This window comes from Variovorax sp. PAMC28562, from assembly GCF_014303735.1.
Classification (GTDB): Bacteria; Pseudomonadota; Gammaproteobacteria; order Burkholderiales; family Burkholderiaceae_C; genus Variovorax.
The window spans coordinates 3,757,437-3,773,683 of record NZ_CP060296.1 but is presented as its reverse complement, the minus strand read 5'-3'; the positions used below and the strand labels follow the sequence as shown (position 1 = coordinate 3,773,683).

Genomic DNA, 16,247 nt, shown 5'->3' with positions numbered 1-16,247 from the left:
GCCGGGCCGCTGCACGCCGGCGTCCGCATGGACTTGCGTTTCCACGCTCCTGCTCGCGTGCATCTGCGTGCTGGCGGCGAGCGGCTGCGCAGCGCGCACGCCGCTGCCAGAAGGCGACGCGACGAAGGCGAGCCACGATGCGGCCGATGGCTGGCGCCTCGGCGTGATCGTGCGACTCGGCGCTGCCTTGCCTGACCCGGGAACGTTGGAAGACGATTGCCGCATCGCGCTGGCGCCATCGGAGCGCGCGGCCGGCGCATTCGCTGAAGTGGCCTATCGACAGGGGCGGCGTTCGCGCTTGCGCATCGTCTTGCTCGACAGCGATCGCGCGTGGGCGGTGGGCGACGAGGCCTCCATCGACCTGCGTGATTGCCGGCAGGCGGCGATGTCGCCTTCGAAACCGCTGTCTAGATCACCAGCGACAACCCCAGCGTCAGGATCAACCCCATCACCGAGATCACGGTCTCCATCAACGACCAGGTCTTGATGGTCTCCATCACGGTCAGGCCGAAGTACTCCTTGACCAGCCAGAAGCCCGCGTCGTTCACATGCGAGAAGAACAGCGAGCCGGCGCCGACGGCCAGCACCACGAGCGACAAGTGATTGGGCGACAGGCCCACGGCCAGCGGCGCGACGATGCCGGCGGCGGTGACCGTTGCCACCGTCGCGGAGCCGGTGGCAAGGCGGATCAGCACCGCGACGATCCAACCCAGCACCAGCGTCGACAAGCCCGCGGCGAGCGCGATCTTGGCAATGGCGATGCCGGTTCCGCCGTCGACCAGCGCCTGCTTGAAGCCACCGCCCGCGCCGACGATCAGCATCACGCCGACGACAGGCAGCAGGCTGGCGCCGATCTTCCTGGCCAGCACCGTGGGCGTGAAGCCGACGGAGGTACCGAAGGTCACCATCGCCAGCAGAACCGCGATCAGCAAGGCGAACACCGGGTCGCCGATGAAGTCGAGCGCGGGCCGCAGCGGCGCCGTCTTGTCCATCCAGATGTCGGCGCCGGCCTTGATGAGCATCAGCGCCAGCGGAGCCAACAACGTGATCAAGGTCCAGGTGAAGGTCGGGCTGTGCGTCGGCTTCGGGTCCTCATCCTTGCCGCCCGCGTTGCTGCCCGATGTGCTCGATGCGCTCGATGCACTTGCAGAGGACACCGCCAGGCCGGCACCCGCAGCGCCGATCGGCACCATGCGCGCGGCGAGCAGGCCGAACAACGGCCCTGCGACGGCGACGGTCGGGATGGCGATGAGCAGCCCCAGCGCCAGGGTCACGCCGACATTGGCATGAAGAATCGCAATGGCCGCCAACGGGCCGGGGTGCGGCGGGATGAATCCGTGCAGCACCGAGAGGCCGGCCAGCGCCGGGATGCCGAGCCGCATGGCCGGGCCTTTGGAGCGGTGTACCGCGAGCATGACCACCGGGATCAGCAGCACCAGCCCGATCTCGAAGAACATCGGGATGCCGATGATGCTGGCGACCAGCGCCATCTTCCAGGGCAGCGTTGCCGGGCGACCCTGCAACAGCGTGTCGACCACTTTCTCGGCACCGCCGGAATCTGCCAGCAGCTTGCCGAGCATGGCCCCGAGTGCGATCAGCACGCCGACATAGCCAAGCACGCCGCCGACGCCGGCTTCGTACGAGGCAGTCACCTTGTCGAGCGGCAGCCCCGAGCCGACACCGACGAAGAGAGCGCCGATGGTCAGCGCCAGAAACGCGTGCATCTTCAGCCACACGATCAGCAAAATCAGAATGCCGATGCCGACGGCAGCGACGATCAGTACCTGCGTGTCGTGCGCGTTCAGCGGTTGGTGCATCAGGTCGGTCGGGTTCATTTCGCGACTCCTTTCACCACGCCCAGACCGAGCATCTCGATGACGGTATCGGCGATCTCCGACGGCGACGGGCCGACATCGACGCGGATCGCCGGCTCATCGGCGGTGGGCTCGTGCAAGTCGGCGAACTGGCTGTCGAGCAGCTTGGTCGGCATGAAATGGCCATGTCGTGCGGCCAAGCGCGCAGCGATCGTTTCGTACGACCCGTGCAGGTAGACGAACACCACGCCAGAACCGCGTCGGTCGATGGTGTCGCGATAAGAACGCTTCAGCGCAGAGCAGGTGATCAAACCGCTGCCGCCGGCGTCGAGGCGCTCCCCGACCCAGTCGGCCACCTTCTCCAGCCAGGGCGCGCGGTCGTTGTCGTCGAGCGGATGCCCGGCCTTCATCTTCTCGATGTTGGCCGGCGGATGCAGTGCATCGCCCTCTTCGAAAGGCCAGCCCAGGCGGCCGGCAAGAAGGGCCGCAACGGTGGTTTTGCCGCAGCCTGAAACGCCCATGATCACCAGCACCACCGGTTGGGGGATGGGCGGCTTTATCGGCAAAGTCAGTGGCAGTGGCAGTGGCAGCGGTGAGGTATCTGTGGTGCTGGTTTGAGTTGTCATTGTTCTTCCACTTGCTTGGGTCACTCGGGTCGGTCTTGAACATAGCACCCGGAGCAGTGATGCAGCCGTCAGCCTCCCATATTTCTCCCGAATCGGTGGCCACCATCGCCCGATGAACCCAACCGAAACACGCGGCGCCTGGCTGCTTTTCAGAGCAAGCCTGGCTATGGCATTCGTTGCGAGCCTGATAGCGTGCGCGGCGCCCAAGGACGGTGACGGCATGCGTTATCACACGAGTTCCGGCAAGGCACCGTCGCTGGACGCGCCGCCCGATGTAGCTCAACTCTCCCGATCGGGATCAGACGCACGGCCCCAGTCGGTGGCTGCAAGCGCATACGCTTCCGAGAGCGCTCAGCCATTCGTGCAGCCGACGGCAGTGCGCGTTGGCGGCGATATCAAGCTCGAAGGCGACGGCACCGACCAATGGCTGTCGATCGGCCGTTCGCCCGACGCGCTGTGGGAGCCGCTCAAATCGTTCTGGCAAGAGAGTGGATTTTTGTTGAGCATCGAAGACCCCGCGCGCGGCGTCATGGAAACCGATTGGGCCGAGAGCCACGCCAACGTGCCCGGCGACCTGGTGCGCGACGCGATGGGCAAGCTGGTCGATTCACGCCATTCGACGGGTGAACTCGACATCTTTCGCACGCGACTGGAACACACGGCCAGCGGCACGGAAATCTTCGTGACGCATCGCGGCATGCATGAAAACGTTCGGGATACGCCCGGCACTCCGGGTGGCTGGCAGGCACAGCCGGCCGACATCGCGCTCGAAAGCGAATACCTTCGCAAAATGATGTTGGCGCTCGGCAGCGCGCCCACGGCTGGCACCGCGAAGGTCGCGGTGCTGCAACGGATCGTGAAGGGTGACATGAAGGGTGACGTGAAGGGTGATGCGACCACGGGCCGGAGCACGCTCGAGCTTGTCGAAGGCTTCGATCTCGCCTGGCGGCATGTCGGCCTGGCCCTCGATCACGCGGGCTTCACCGTCGAAGACCGGGACCGCCGGACGGGCATCTACTTCATCCGCTATGTGCTGCCACGGCCGCCCGGCGCGGAGCCGGGGCTCCTTACCAAAATGGTCGAGTACGTCAAACCTTCGCCTGTCGAAAAGCCCTTGAAGCTCGGCATCCAGGTTCGCAGTGAAGGAGAGGCCAGCACGGTTTCGGTGCTGACGGAGGCGGGGGCGCCGGAGCAATCGGCAGTGGCGCAGCGCATCGTGCAGGTGTTGGCCAGCGATTTGCGTTGAGTCCCGATTCAGCGCGCGCGAAAAGTGCGCGAAACTCGGGGGATGCTGGTCCGCCCACGTCGCCGCCCGACCAAAGGTCTCACGATCAATGGACGCTTGTTCCTGCTCGTCCTTGCAGTGGCAATTCCGTTCTCGATCTTCCTTGCAGCGACGGCATTGCTGCAGGCAAGGCAGGAACGCGAACAGGTCCGACAGGAGATGTTGAGCCTGGCGCGCCTCACCTCGGCCCGACTGGACGACCACGTCGGCGACATCGGTCAGTTCCTCGGCGTGCTCGCAGAAGTCGTTACTCCCGAGTCTGGGGGCAATGCCGCCAACGATGCATTGTTGAGGGGCCTTGCATCGCGTAGGCCCGCACAGATCAACAACGTTGCCGTTTGGAGCGCGAACGGTGAGCTGACAGGCTCTGCCGAAAAGCAATTGCGCCTGACCGGACTGAACGTTGCCCAGCGATCGTTTTTCAAGCAAGCGGTGGCCGGTGCCGACCTGCCTGTGGAAGCGCCGATCCTCGCCGCATCCAATGGCGAACAGGTCGCCGTCTTTGCCACCGCGGTCCGGCGGCAGGGCCGGGTGGTGGGCGTGGTGACCGCGACCGCACGGTTGCGGCTGTTGCAGGCGCTGGTATTACCGGCCGGTGGCTTGCCGCCCGGTGCGGTCATCACCGTGCTCGACCATGATGGCGTCATTCTGGCGAGGTCTCTCGACCCGTCGCGCTGGATTGGCAAAAGCCTGGGTGCCGGGTTCGTGGCAAGCACCGTGGCTGCCGACCTGGTGGACAGCGTGCGAGACGGCCCCAGTGCCGACGGGGTATCGCGCATCGGTGGCCTTACCGCATCGCGGCGCGTGCCTTGGTTTGTCTACGTCGGCATTCCGAACGAGATCGCGCTGGCGCCCATGAAGCGACATCTGGCGCAGACTTTCCTGGCGGGTCTGGCGATGTTGCTGCTGGGCCTGGCCGCTGCAGCAGTGGCCGGCCGTCGCATTTCGGCGCCGTTGCGCCAGTTGAGCGATGACGCAGCGCGGCTCGAGCAGGGTCGTTTCGATCATCGGAGCAGCGTGTCGCAGGGCGGCGAAATCGGTCAGCTCGCGAGCGCGCTGAATCGCATGTCGGACTCGTTGCAGGAGCGCACGGCCTTGCTGGAAGCGAGCCGGTTCCAGCTGCAACAGATCACCGACAACCTGCCCGCGATGATTTCGTACCTGGACGCACAGCAGCGTTTTTTGTTTGCCAACAACGTCTTCAAGGAATGGCTGGGTGTCGAGGTCGACGCATTTATGGGCAAGAGCCTGGTGGAGTTCTATGGCGAGGCCGAATATGCAATTTTCCGCGAGGACATCGAAGCGTGTCTCGGCGGCCGCCGTATGGCCTACGAGCGCGACATTCAGACACTGGCCGGACCGCGTCGCGTCGAAGTAACGCTGATTCCGCATCGAGACGCCGACAACAACGTAGTCGGTCTTTTCGCGCTCACGCTCGACGTCACGGCCAGCCGCGAGGCCACCGCCTTGCGCGCCCGCATCGAGGAGCGGCTCAGCCTGGCGCTCGAAGGATCGGGGTCGGCACTGTTCGACCTCGACGTGAAGCGCAGCCGTATCTATCAAAGCGCGCAGGCCGCGACGATGCGTGGCGAGCCGGCGCGGGAAGAGACGACGAGCCTCGCCGTGTACATGAATCGCGTGCATCCCGACGACCGCGACTGGCTCACTCACTGCTTCGAAGGCGCCCTCAGGGGCCGCACGCCGACCTTCGATGCCGAGTTCCGGATGGCGACCCGCGCGCTCACCTGGATCTGGATTCGCGGCCTGGGGCGCGTGGTCGAACGCGACGCGCAAGGCATGGCGATACGCCTCGCCGGCACAGGCGCGGACATCACGCCGCGCAAGGCCGCCGAAGAGCGACTTCGCTATCTTGCGGAGAACGATGCGCTGACAGGCCTGCCCAATCGCGCCCTGTTCGACGAGCGCCTGAAAAGACTGTTGCTGAGCCGGGTCGCGCCACATCGGACGTCGGCACTCATGTTCCTGGACATCGACTACTTCAAGAGCGTGAACGACACCTTCGGTCACGAGGCCGGGGACAAGTTGCTGGTGGCTTTTGCTGCGATTCTCAAGGAGTGCGTACGGCCGAGCGACACGGTCGCGCGTCTTGCGGGCGACGAGTTCACCATCATTCTGAATGACATCTCCGGCGTGTCCGAAGCGACCGGGGTGGCGCAACGCATCGTCGAAAGGGTGCGAAAGCTGAGCGGATTTAGCGACCCGCAGGGCGGAGGCTCGGGCGTGTCGACAAGCATCGGTATCGCGTTTCGCGGGCCGAACGACAACGACGCAGCAGTGTTGCTCAGACGCGCCGACGCGGCCTTGTATCAGGCCAAGCGCAATGGTCGCGACAGCTTCGTGTGCGACACCCCGCACGCTGACGATGCCATCGAAGCGACCAGTGAAGAAGTCACGGTGGAAGCCGCGGATGCCGAGGATGCAGCGGATGGGTCTGGAGCGTCGGAGAAGGCACGACGCGACAGATAAAGCGCGACCGAGATGCAGGCCAAGGTCAGCCCGTGGTCATGCGTAGCCCGCAGAATCTGGCGCTCTGCACCGCGATTTCCATGGACACACCGCATGCAATCCTTTCCTGACGGATTCAGAGCGGTGGTGATCGGCGCATCGGGAGCGATAGGCGCGGCGATGGTGCGGCAACTCGAAGCCGATCCGCGCTGCGGCAGCGTGATCGGACTTGGGCGGAAGACTTTCCCATCCATCGATTTCAACGACGAAGCGAGCGTGGCCGCGGCCGCCGCCGCTCTGGCATCCCGCGGGCCTTTCCACTTGGTCGTGACCGCGACCGGCGTACTGCACACGACCCGCTTCGCACCCGAAAAGCGTTTGTCTCAATTGGACTTCGCCCAAATGGCCGAGACCTTTCAAGTGAATGCCTTCGGGCCCGCGATGGTGTTGGCAAAGTTCGCGCCGTTGCTCGACCGCCAACGCGCGGTACTGGCCGTGGTCTCGGCCAAGGTCGGCAGCATCGAAGACAACCGTTTGGGCGGCTGGTACAGCTATCGCGCGTCGAAGGCGGCACTCAATATGTTGCTCAAGACGGCAGCGATCGAAGTGCAGCGCGCGCAACCGAATGCCGTGCTGGTGGCGCTGCATCCGGGCACCGTGGATTCGGCGTTGTCGGCGCCGTTTCGGGGTGCCGAAATCGGTCGTCCGGCAGCGGCCGCGGCGGCAGATCTGTTGCGGGTTATCGATGATTTGAAACCGGAGCACACCGCCTGCTTCTTCTCGTACACCGGCGAGCGATTGCCTTGGTGAGGGGTCGGATGGCATACGGCGCATGTCAGAAGATGACCACGTCGGCACTGTCACTTTGGCTGATTGAAAAGGAACTATAAAGTAGTACATCTTGGGCTTAACGAAAAAGGCCCGATGGACGATCAAGACTCTTTTCTGCAACATCTTCGCGACGACCTTTCCGGTCGGCGTCGCGCGACCGCTGCCATCCGCGCAAAAATCATCGAGGCGCTGGGCGACAAGCTGTGTGGCAGCGGCACCGGCCCCAAGGGCGACGACCTCGCTGCGTTCGCTACCGCACAACAGCAAGAGCGGATGTCTGCGGCGCGGCTGCGCGCCTATTTCGCCAAGCTGGCCGACCGCGTGATCCGAAGGGTGCGAGACCGGTCGTCCTGACCACTGTCTTACAACCACGGTCATACTCGCCCGTCCCAAAATTTTCGGTGACGGAGGTATTCCATGTCAGGTGACGGTTTTCATGCCCACGGCCCGCACGACCACGTGCTCGAACATCCCGCAGGCGACCATGGCCACAAAGCCGCGGACGCCGACGCTGCTCCGCACTCGGGTCGTCGCACCATGACCGATCAAATCGCGGTGTGCACCGCGATCATCGCCACGGTTGGCGCTATCTTTTCGTACATGGGCGGCCTGACGCAGGCGAACGCCGGGCTCTACAAGAACAACGCCGGCATCAAGAAGACCGAGGCTTCCAATCAGTGGAACTACTACCAGTCCAAGAGCACGAAACAGTCGCTGGCGGAGTTCGCGCGCGATATGTCGCCTGAGGATCGCAGGGCCACATGGCAAGACAAGGCGGTGCGTTACGAGCGCGAGAAAGCCGAGATCCAGCTCGTGGCCCAAAAGCTGGAAACAGATGCCACCGACTGGGATCATCAATCCGAAACGCAAATGCACCAGCACCACCGTTGGGCCCAGGCGACCACTGCGCTGCAAGTCGCCATTGCGTTGGCGGCGATGGCTCTGCTGACCCGCAAGAAGTGGTTGGAGTGGGGCATGTTCGGCGTGGCCGGTATCGGCCTGGTGGTCGGCGCGCTGGCAATGCTGCACATCTGACTGCATCCAATGGATGACGCTATCAGCGTCTAGGATCGGGCGATGAACGATTCGCCACGCCTGCCGGGCCACCGGTTCCTGCATTCGCCCGGTCCGACCCGGGTGCCCGACGAAGTGCTGCACGCCATGAGCCGGCAGCCGATGGACCTGTCCGACCCGCGGCTCGACAGCTGCATCGCCGCCTGCGAAGCCGGACTCAAGCGGCTGCTTCAAACCGCAGCGTCCGACGTCTACTTTTATGCCGCCAACGGCCACGGGGCATGGGAGGCGGTCATCGCCAATCTTGTGGCGCCGGGCCAAGCCGTGCTGGTGCCGGGCACAGGCCACTTCTCCGAATCGTGGGCGGTGCAGACCGAGGCGATGGGTGGCCGCGTGATCCGCACGCCCTGGGTCGAAGGCTTGCCGATCGATCCGGCCGAGATCGAAGCGGTGCTGCGCGCGGATGTGGCCCATGAGATCAACGCCGTCTTCGTGGTGCACACCGACACGGCCAGTGGCATCACCAACGACCTGGCGGCGCTGCGTGCGGCCATCGACAGGGCCGGGCACCCGGCGCTCTTTGTCGTCGACGTGGTGGCCTCGCTCGCGGCGGCGCCGTTTGCCATGGACGCATTGCGGGCAGACGTGGCGCTCGGCGCCAGCCAGAAGGGCTTGATGGTGCCGCCGGGGCTGGCGTTCGTCGCAGTCAATGCGCGCGCCATGGACGCCTCGCGCCTCAACACCACGCCACGGTTTTACTGGGACTGGCAGCGGCGGCAGAGCCCGCTCGTCTACCGTAAGTTTTGCGGCACGCCGCCGCAGAATCTGGTCTTCGCGCTGGAGGCATCGCTCCGGTTGATCGCACTCGAGGGCATCGAAGAAGTGTTCGCGCGCCATCGGCGCATTGCCGATGCGGTACACGCCGCGGTCGCGTGCTGGAGCGAAACAGGCGCGCTGAGTTTCTTTGCCACGGTGCCATCGTCGAGGTCGGTGTCAGTCACCACGATTGCGGTGGGCGAGGGCGTCGATCCTGAGGCGCTGCGAAGCATTGCACGCGAGCGCTTTCAGGTCGCGGTGGCCGGCGGTCTCGGGTCGCTCACGGGGCGCGCGTTTCGCATCGGCCATTTGGGCGATATGAACGAGGCCATGATCCTCGGCTGCCTCGCCGGCATCGAAGCGGCGATGACGGTACAGGGCATTCCGTTCGGCCGCGGCGGTGTCGAACGCGCGATAACCCGGCTTTCCCAGCTCTCCCGGCTTTCCCCTCTGGCGGCAGACAATCGATTCATGCCGTGAATCAAAAGTCGGTCTGACGGGTCGAACTGAAAATGACGGTGCATGAGCAAAGTTGCACCGGTATCTCTCCCTCACTCCCTTCCAGTCGACTCGTTGCAGCCCGATCAAGCGCGCCAGCCACGCGCGTCGCAAAACACACGCCTCGCGCAGTCCGCCACGGTGTTGATCGTCGACGACAACGCGATCAACCGGCGCCTGCTGCAAGCACTGCTCAAGCCCGAGGGCTACACCATTCAGTGCGCTTGCAGCGGACCCCAGGCGCTCTCTTTCATTGCCGAGTGCGCACCCGATCTCATCCTGCTCGACGTCGCAATGCCCGGCATGGACGGCTATGCCGTCGCAAAGAGCCTGAAGGCCGATGTCACCACCTGCGACATTCCCATCATCATGGTCACCGGGAAGGTCGACGCGAAGTCGCGTTTGGCTGGCCTGGAAGCAGGCGCCGAAGAGTTCCTGACGAAGCCGATCGATCGTGCCGAGTTGTGGCTGCGCGTACGCAACCTGCTTCGCCTGAAAGCGTCGAGCGATTTGCTGCGCCGGCATGCCGAGTTGCTCGCGAGCCAAGTGCAGGCGCGCAACGCGGATCTGCAGCGATTTCGTACGGCGATGAATGCCACCGCCGATGCGATTTTTCTGGTCGACCGCCAGACCATGCGTTTTGTCGAGGTCAACACGACTGCCTGCGAACTGCTCGGCTATTCGCGTGCAGAGATGTTCGAGCGCGGGCCGGCGAACCTGGGCAACGTCACGGTCCAACAGATTGAAGGCGTATTCGATGCGGCGATTGACGGACTCGGTCCGACCCAGCAATCGGAAGTCGATCTGCGCCGCAAGGACGGGAGCATCGTGACGGTGGAAGTCGAGCGACTGGCCCAGCGGTTCGGCGACAGCTGGCTCATCGTCGCGCTGGTGCGGGACGTTGCTGAACGGAAAGCCACTGAGCGCCAGTTGCATCGGCTTGCGCACTACGACGCGCTGACCAATTTGCCGAACCGGTCGCTGTTTTACGAAACGCTGCGCAACAACATAAGCCTGAGCGCTGGTGGCACAGCGCGGCTGGCGGTGCTGATCGTCGACCTGGACCAGTTCAGGAACGTCAACGACACGCTGGGACACGCCATCGGTGACGAGCTGTTGCTGCACTTCAGCGCACTGCTGTTGCGTTGCATCACCCGACATGACGCGATCGGTCGGCTCGGTGGCGATGAATTCGGCCTGATGTTGACACTGGACTCGCTGGCGCCGAGCGCCTGCGCGGTGGCCGAAAAGATCCGCGACGTGCTGCGCGCACCATTCGATCTGCGGGGCCACGAAGTGGTCCTGACGGCGAGCATCGGCATCACTTTTTATCCGGAAGACGCGACGGACGCCGAAACGCTGCTGAAGTACGCCGACATCGCGATGTACCGCGCCAAGAAAAGCGGGCGCGACACGTGGTGCTTTTTCACAGCGCAGATGAACCTGGACGCAATAGCGCGGCACGATCTCGAAATGGCATTGCGGCGGGCGGTCGACAACGACGAGTTCGTCATCTATTACCAGCCCAAAGTGCGCCTGAGCGACGGCACGGTGTCAGGTCTGGAGGCCTTGTTGCGATGGCAGCGGCCGGGTCATGGCCTGATCTCACCCAGCGCTTTCATTCCCGTGATGGAAGAGTGCGGTTTGATCGTGCGGGTCGGCAACTGGGTGATCGATACCGTGTGCCGACAGATCGGCGAGTGGCTTCGCTCACCGATCGGCAGGGTCGAAGTGTCGGTCAACGTGGCGGAGCGTCAGTTCGTCGAGAGCGATCTCGCGAAGCACGTTGTACTGGCGCTGGCACGCAACGAGATTCCGGCCGATCTGCTCGAACTCGAGCTCACCGAAGGCTCGCTCATGTCTAACACCGAGCGCACGCTCACGAGCCTGCGGGAGCTGAAGCAGCAGGGCGTAAAGATCTCGATCGACGACTTCGGCACCGGCTATTCGAGCCTGGCCTATCTCCGGCGCTTTCCGATCGACAAGTTAAAAATCGATATCGCTTTTATCAGGGATATCACCGCCACGCCCGACGATGCCGCCATCGCGCTGGCGATCATCCGGCTTGCACACAGTCTCAAGCTGGAAGTGATAGCCGAAGGGGTGGAAACCGCGGCGCAGCTGGCCTTCTTGAAGCACCACGGTTGCGAGCAGATTCAAGGCTACTATTTCAGTGCGCCGCTGCCGTTGCTGCAGACCGAAGCGTTGCTGCGCGAAGGACTTTTGTTGTCGATCCCACCGATCGTCAGGCCGACCAGGAACGTGCTGCCCGTGTGCTGAGCCGACGACAGACCGAGGTCGTCAGTCCTCGGTCTTGAAAAGACCGCGGATGTTCATTGCAGCGAGGCAAAACTGCAAGGCCAGCAGCGCATAAGCCGAAGTGTGGATGCCCCATGCAACCCACAACACGTTGCTCAGAAGGAAAATCCAGAAACCCACGTTGCGCCGCGGCTTCGAGCTGGAAGCCACCAGCCACGCAGCGACCACCGACGCCGCGAACGCGGGCCATTGAATGAGGGAGAGCAGGTCCAAAGCGGGATGTCCGGTGGGCGACGCTGCGGTCGCTGTGATTGCAGGAATCGCTTGTCCGTAGGCGATCAGGCACTGAACTCCGGCCGATGCGCCGCCCTTGTGTGCGGCCATCGCACAAAGCTGTGGTCGCCGCCCTACGTCGTTCCTTTGCCAAGCCCACGCGGCGGTTCGGCTGGAGGCGTTGCACGCGACGTCGCAAAGCAAAGTGCTGGGCGGACTGGGGAGCAGGCGAGGGTAGCCCGCCAGGTCAGCCCTCTCGCGGCACGGCCAGCGGCCGGATTTCCAGCCCGTGGCGAGGCAGCAAAAACGCCAGCGCGACGATCGCCAGGCTGATCACCAACATCGTGACGAAGGTGAGATGCAGCGAACCCGCGAGCGTCAGGCGAATTGCCATTTCGCTGGCAGGAGAAGTCAGTGTCCCCTGCAGCAATTGGCGCAGCTGGTCTTCGGTGAACAAGCCCGCGCCACCAGCCGTTCCGGCTTGCGTCAGCCCGTAATTGAACACCGCGCCGAAGAAGGTCGCTCCCAACGCGCTACCCAAGTTGCGGGAAAAAATGTTGGAAGCTGTGGCGCTGCCCCGCTGCGTGATCTCGACCGATTCCTGGATCAGGATGAGCGAACTCAGGCTGAGCAATCCCATGCCGAGCCCTACCAGAAACGACCCGACGCCGGCGAGATATACGGATGTCTCCGGCCCCATCGTCGCGAAGGCGAGGGCACCGAACGGCACCAGCACCGACCCCGTCAACACGAGGCGCCAAAGGCCGAAGCGCTGAAAGGTTCGCGATGCCAGCGTGGCACCGATGGGCCAGCCGAGCATCACCATCGTCAACGCCAGGCCGGCGACGACCGACGAATGTTTCAGCACCACCTGCACGTACATCGGCAAGAACGTGGTGATGCCGATCAGCGCCATGCCCGACAGAATTGCAGCGCCGTTGACCGTGGCGATGACGCGGCGGCCCCACAGCTGGAAAGACACCATCGGATCGGGTGCGCGCCGCTCTTGCACCACGAAGAGGCCCAGTGTGATGACGAACACCAGCGCCCAGCCCATCGCGGCGCCCTCGTGGCCGAGCCCGAACTCGGTGAGTGCAATCATCAGGGCCGCGATGCCGAGCGTGAACAGGAACGCGCCGATCAGGTCGATCGAGCCGCGCCGTGCGATCGGTGCTTCGCGCAAGAAAAGCCAGAAGCCGGCTGCGGCTGCGATGCCGATCGGCACGTTCATCCAGAAGATCCAGCCCCACGACAGCTTTTGCACGATGAGCGCGCCGAGCATTGGTCCGAGCACCGCGGAAATGGCCCATACGCTGGCCAGGTAGCCCTGTACCTTGCCGCGTTCGCGCACCGGATACAGATCGCCGACGACGGTGAGCGCCACCGGCTGCACGGCGCCCGCGCCGACGCCCTGAATAAGCCGGAAACAGATCATGGCGGGCATCGACCACGCGAAACCGGCGAGTACCGAACCCAGCAGAAAGATCGCGATGCCGATCAGCATCACGGGCTTGCGGCCATACACATCGGAGAGCTTGCCGAAGACCACGGTCATCGCTGTTTGTGCCAGCAGAAAGGACGCGAAGACCCAGCTGTAAAGATGCAGGCCGCCGAGCTGCGACGCGAATTGCGGCATGACCGTCGAGACGATGGTGGCCTCGATCGCCACCATGGCCATCGAGGCCATGACCGCCGCGATCACCAGCGGACGATGGGTTGTCTTTACGGATTCGGCGGAAGATGTCATTTCGGTCCCGCGAACGTCGATCGATTCGACGCCGAGCGGCGGCCCACATCCTATCGGCGAGCGTCGGCCCTTGCCAACGCTGGGGCTCTTGCACCTTATCGGGTCAGATGCGCGCCACGGCCCATTGCGAAACGCGTTCAAACACCGACATCGCCTTGAGCTCATCGTGCCGGCGGATTTTGGAGAGGCGTGCCGCCCGCAGTGCAGCAACGGATTCGAGTGCGCGGGCGACGGCTTCGGACGTGCCGCCATCACGATTGGGGTCGCATCGAACCATGTAGGCCACTTCGCGAAGGTCCTTGATGCTGAGCCGGGAGGTGCCCGGAAAGTAGTTGGCGAGTGTCAACACGGAGAAGGCCTCAGGCGATGGATTGGGAGAAAGTTAAACCGACCATGTAAGCAATTGTGATTACTATTTGTGCTGCAGGCCAGCATTAATTTCGCAACTTATGGCCTCAGACGGCTTTGTCCTACAAAACTTCCGGGATCAGCGATTTGGACCGAACAGCTGAGCAGCCTGCCAACTTCTTGCCGAAAGCTTTGCGTCGGGCCGCGCCGTGGGTCGCGCGCTGGGATCACCGATTCGTCGCTGCGGGCCGCGGCTGCGATTCCAGTGTGACTGTGGAAAGCGGCTGAGCGGGTGAGCGGGTGAGCGGGTGAGCGGCGAAAGGCGCCCGGCTGGCGCCTTTTCCTCTAGCGTCTTTGGCGCGCCCTGGCGGCGCCGAAGTCCAGATAGGCCGTGGGAGCGAATGCCGGCTGCGGCTTGACCAGCTGCATCTCGTGCTCGGAAAAGTCCATGAAATCAGTCGGTGCGAAATTGGTGTCGTGCGTGCGTTCGCGCTCTGCCTGACGCTCCCGCGAACTTTCGCGCAGACGCGCCAGGTCAGCCCGGACTTCGACGAGCGTGCGTTGCGGCTTGCCCGTACGCGGGGTTGTCGCCATTGCAGGCGTGTGTGTGGGCATCTGTGCGGGCGTCGGTGCGAGTGCCAGTGCGAATGCCGGTGCGGCTTTCACCGGGGTTGCCACTTTGACGGACACCGGCACAGAGACCGGCACGGTCATGGTGATTACCGTGGCAGTGGCCGGCGCTGCCTTCGTCACTTTCGCGGGTAAGGGCTGCGCATCGGTTCTAGGCAGAGCCGACGACCGCGTGGCAGACCTTGCCGAAGCAGCGACCCTCGACTTCGTGGACGCGCGTTTGCCGCGTGTCGGCCCAAAGCCAGCAAGGATGTGGCGAAGTCTGCCAAGCCAACGAGGTGAGTTCATGTCGTGTGTAACCAAAAGTTCGCACGATTGTTAAACGGCTGCTTCGAAAGTCAAACGAGTTACAGACAGTTGACATTTGGGGACTGGGCAGAACTCCACAGATTCGGCTGTCATGATGACGCGCCGATCCAGCAAACCAAGAAAGAAGCCGCCCATGAAATACGTTCGTCTCGGTCAGACCGGCCTTCAGGTGTCGCGCCTCTGCCTCGGCTGCATGAGCTACGGCGAGCCCGAGCGCGGCAATCACCCGTGGACCTTGCCGGAGGCGGCGAGCCGCCCGTTCCTGAAGAAGGCGCTCGACTTCGGCATCAACTTCTTCGACACCGCCAACGTCTATTCGGATGGCAGCAGCGAAGAGATCGTCGGCCGTGCGTTGGCCGACTACACGCGCCGGGAAGACGTCGTCATTGCGACCAAGGTGAACAGCCGCATGCGGCCTGGTCCGAACGGCGCCGGCTTGTCGCGCAAGGCGATCATGGGTGAAATAGACGCCAGCCTGAAGCGGCTAGGCACCGACTACGTCGACCTGTATCAGATCCATCGCTGGGACTACGGCACACCGATCGAAGAAACCATGGAAGCGCTGCACGACGTGGTCAAGGCGGGCAAGGCGCGCTATGTCGGCGCCTCGTCGATGTTCGCGTGGCAGTTCGCGCGCGCGCTCGCGGTTGCCGACGCGCATGGCTGGACCCGCTTCGTGTCGATGCAGAACTACGTGAACCTGCTCTACCGCGAAGAAGAGCGCGAGATGCTGCCGCTCTGCCGCGACCGGAACATCGCCGTCATTCCGTGGAGCCCGATGGCGCGTGGACGCCTCACTCGCGACTGGGACACGACCAGTGCCCGGGTCGAAACGGATGACTTCGGCCGCTCGCTGTACGCGAAGACGGCCGACGCCGACCGCGCCGTGGTCGAGGCAGTGGCCAAAGTCGCGGCCGGGCTGGGCGTGCCGCGCGCCCAGGTCGCGCTGGCCTGGGTGCTGCAAACGCCGGGCATTACCGCGCCGATCATCGGTGCGACCAAACTGGAACAACTGGACGATGCGATCGCAGCGCTGGCGCTCACGCTAAGCGCAGAAGACATTGCCGCACTCGAGACGCCGTACGTGCCGCACGCGGTGGTCGGTTTTTCTTGAAATTCAGCCTGAATTGCAGGCTGAATTTCAAGTAGCGCTGTGCTGCCGTTCACGCTCACGCAGCCACCACGTCGCCAGTTCCTGCGCCGGCATCGGCTTCGCATGTAGAAGCCCTGCGGCTCGTCCAGCCGGCCCAGGCGGCAAGAAAGAAATTGCAGCATAGGACGCCGAAGTACAGCAGACCGATGCAAGGCGCGTGCCCTCACAGGCTGTTTGC

14 protein-coding genes are annotated in these 16,247 nt (G+C 63.9%); 8 read left to right on the top strand and 6 right to left on the bottom strand.

All coding sequences use genetic code 11. The features are described from left to right. Positions 1-407: 407 nt before the first annotated feature. Both H7F36_RS17725 and H7F36_RS17720 read right to left on the bottom strand, forming a co-directional pair. Positions 408-1,835 (bottom strand): GntP family permease, encoded by a 1,428-nt coding sequence (locus H7F36_RS17725; RefSeq protein WP_261802364.1) that lies wholly within the window; start codon positions 1,833-1,835, stop codon positions 408-410. Further along, positions 1,832-2,440 (bottom strand): gluconokinase, encoded by a 609-nt coding sequence (locus H7F36_RS17720; RefSeq protein ID WP_187052041.1) that lies wholly within the window; start codon positions 2,438-2,440, stop codon positions 1,832-1,834. Before H7F36_RS17720 ends, H7F36_RS17725 begins: the two co-directional genes overlap by 4 nt. A 112-nt stretch (positions 2,441-2,552) precedes the next feature. On the opposite strand from H7F36_RS17720, the gene bamC reads away from it, so the two are divergent. From bamC to H7F36_RS17685, 7 genes are all read left to right on the top strand, one after another. Beyond that, positions 2,553-3,686 (top strand): outer membrane protein assembly factor BamC, encoded by a 1,134-nt coding sequence (gene bamC, locus H7F36_RS17715; protein WP_187052040.1) that lies wholly within the window; start codon positions 2,553-2,555, stop codon positions 3,684-3,686. Positions 3,687-3,728: 42 nt separating this feature from the next. Continuing rightward, a complete protein-coding gene (locus H7F36_RS17710; RefSeq protein ID WP_187052039.1) occupies positions 3,729-6,212 on the top strand; it encodes a diguanylate cyclase domain-containing protein in 2,484 nt (827 codons plus the stop codon). A gap of 93 nt (positions 6,213-6,305) precedes the next feature. After that, positions 6,306-7,001, top strand: coding sequence for an SDR family NAD(P)-dependent oxidoreductase (locus H7F36_RS17705; RefSeq protein ID WP_187052038.1), 696 nt, complete (start codon positions 6,306-6,308; stop codon positions 6,999-7,001). Positions 7,002-7,115: 114 nt separating this feature from the next. Next, on the top strand, positions 7,116-7,376 hold the full coding sequence (locus tag H7F36_RS17700) for a hypothetical protein (protein ID WP_187052037.1): 261 nt from the start codon (positions 7,116-7,118) through the stop codon (positions 7,374-7,376). A gap of 63 nt (positions 7,377-7,439) precedes the next feature. Beyond that, on the top strand, positions 7,440-8,057 hold the full coding sequence (locus H7F36_RS17695) for a DUF4337 domain-containing protein (protein WP_187052036.1): 618 nt from the start codon (positions 7,440-7,442) through the stop codon (positions 8,055-8,057). A 42-nt stretch (positions 8,058-8,099) separates the two neighbouring features. Further along, the gene (locus H7F36_RS17690) at positions 8,100-9,332 is read left to right on the top strand and encodes a pyridoxal-phosphate-dependent aminotransferase family protein (RefSeq protein WP_261802362.1); all 1,233 of its coding nucleotides are present in this window, start codon (positions 8,100-8,102) and stop codon (positions 9,330-9,332) included. Between the two features lie 42 nt (positions 9,333-9,374). Continuing rightward, positions 9,375-11,630: an EAL domain-containing protein gene (locus H7F36_RS17685; protein ID WP_187052035.1), complete on the top strand. Its 2,256-nt coding sequence runs from the start codon at positions 9,375-9,377 to the stop codon at positions 11,628-11,630. A gap of 21 nt (positions 11,631-11,651) precedes the next feature. Here H7F36_RS17685 and H7F36_RS17680 read toward each other — a convergent pair whose 3' ends face one another. From H7F36_RS17680 to H7F36_RS17665, 4 genes are all read right to left on the bottom strand, one after another. Next, a complete protein-coding gene (locus H7F36_RS17680) occupies positions 11,652-11,993 on the bottom strand; it encodes a hypothetical protein (protein WP_410003042.1) in 342 nt (113 codons plus the stop codon). A gap of 136 nt (positions 11,994-12,129) precedes the next feature. Next, on the bottom strand, positions 12,130-13,629 hold the full coding sequence (locus H7F36_RS17675) for an MFS transporter (RefSeq protein ID WP_187052034.1): 1,500 nt from the start codon (positions 13,627-13,629) through the stop codon (positions 12,130-12,132). 103 nt (positions 13,630-13,732) lie between these two features. Beyond that, the gene (locus H7F36_RS17670) at positions 13,733-13,978 is read right to left on the bottom strand and encodes a hypothetical protein (protein ID WP_187052033.1); all 246 of its coding nucleotides are present in this window, start codon (positions 13,976-13,978) and stop codon (positions 13,733-13,735) included. 344 nt (positions 13,979-14,322) lie between these two features. Continuing rightward, positions 14,323-14,691: a hypothetical protein gene (locus tag H7F36_RS17665; protein ID WP_187052032.1), complete on the bottom strand. Its 369-nt coding sequence runs from the start codon at positions 14,689-14,691 to the stop codon at positions 14,323-14,325. A gap of 358 nt (positions 14,692-15,049) precedes the next feature. Between H7F36_RS17665 and H7F36_RS17660 the strand changes: the two genes are divergently transcribed. Beyond that, positions 15,050-16,030 carry an aldo/keto reductase gene (locus H7F36_RS17660; RefSeq protein ID WP_187052031.1) on the top strand — a complete coding sequence of 327 codons (981 nt, stop codon included), beginning with the start codon at positions 15,050-15,052 and terminating at the stop codon, positions 16,028-16,030. The last annotated feature ends 217 nt before the right edge of the window (positions 16,031-16,247 follow it).

Coding starts and splice junctions, on each gene's coding strand:
- H7F36_RS17725 (WP_261802364.1), bottom strand. CDS start 1,835: ATGAACCCGACCGACCTGATGCACCAACCGCTGAACGCGCACGACACG.
- H7F36_RS17720 (WP_187052041.1), bottom strand. CDS start 2,440: ATGACAACTCAAACCAGCACCACAGATACCTCACCGCTGCCACTGCCA.
- bamC (WP_187052040.1), top strand. CDS start 2,553: ATGAACCCAACCGAAACACGCGGCGCCTGGCTGCTTTTCAGAGCAAGC.
- H7F36_RS17710 (WP_187052039.1), top strand. CDS start 3,729: ATGCTGGTCCGCCCACGTCGCCGCCCGACCAAAGGTCTCACGATCAAT.
- H7F36_RS17705 (WP_187052038.1), top strand. CDS start 6,306: ATGCAATCCTTTCCTGACGGATTCAGAGCGGTGGTGATCGGCGCATCG.
- H7F36_RS17700 (WP_187052037.1), top strand. CDS start 7,116: ATGGACGATCAAGACTCTTTTCTGCAACATCTTCGCGACGACCTTTCC.
- H7F36_RS17695 (WP_187052036.1), top strand. CDS start 7,440: ATGTCAGGTGACGGTTTTCATGCCCACGGCCCGCACGACCACGTGCTC.
- H7F36_RS17690 (WP_261802362.1), top strand. CDS start 8,100: ATGAACGATTCGCCACGCCTGCCGGGCCACCGGTTCCTGCATTCGCCC.
- H7F36_RS17685 (WP_187052035.1), top strand. CDS start 9,375: ATGAGCAAAGTTGCACCGGTATCTCTCCCTCACTCCCTTCCAGTCGAC.
- H7F36_RS17680 (WP_410003042.1), bottom strand. CDS start 11,993: ATGGCCGCACACAAGGGCGGCGCATCGGCCGGAGTTCAGTGCCTGATC.
- H7F36_RS17675 (WP_187052034.1), bottom strand. CDS start 13,629: ATGACATCTTCCGCCGAATCCGTAAAGACAACCCATCGTCCGCTGGTG.
- H7F36_RS17665 (WP_187052032.1), bottom strand. CDS start 14,691: ATGACCGTGCCGGTCTCTGTGCCGGTGTCCGTCAAAGTGGCAACCCCG.
- H7F36_RS17660 (WP_187052031.1), top strand. CDS start 15,050: ATGAAATACGTTCGTCTCGGTCAGACCGGCCTTCAGGTGTCGCGCCTC.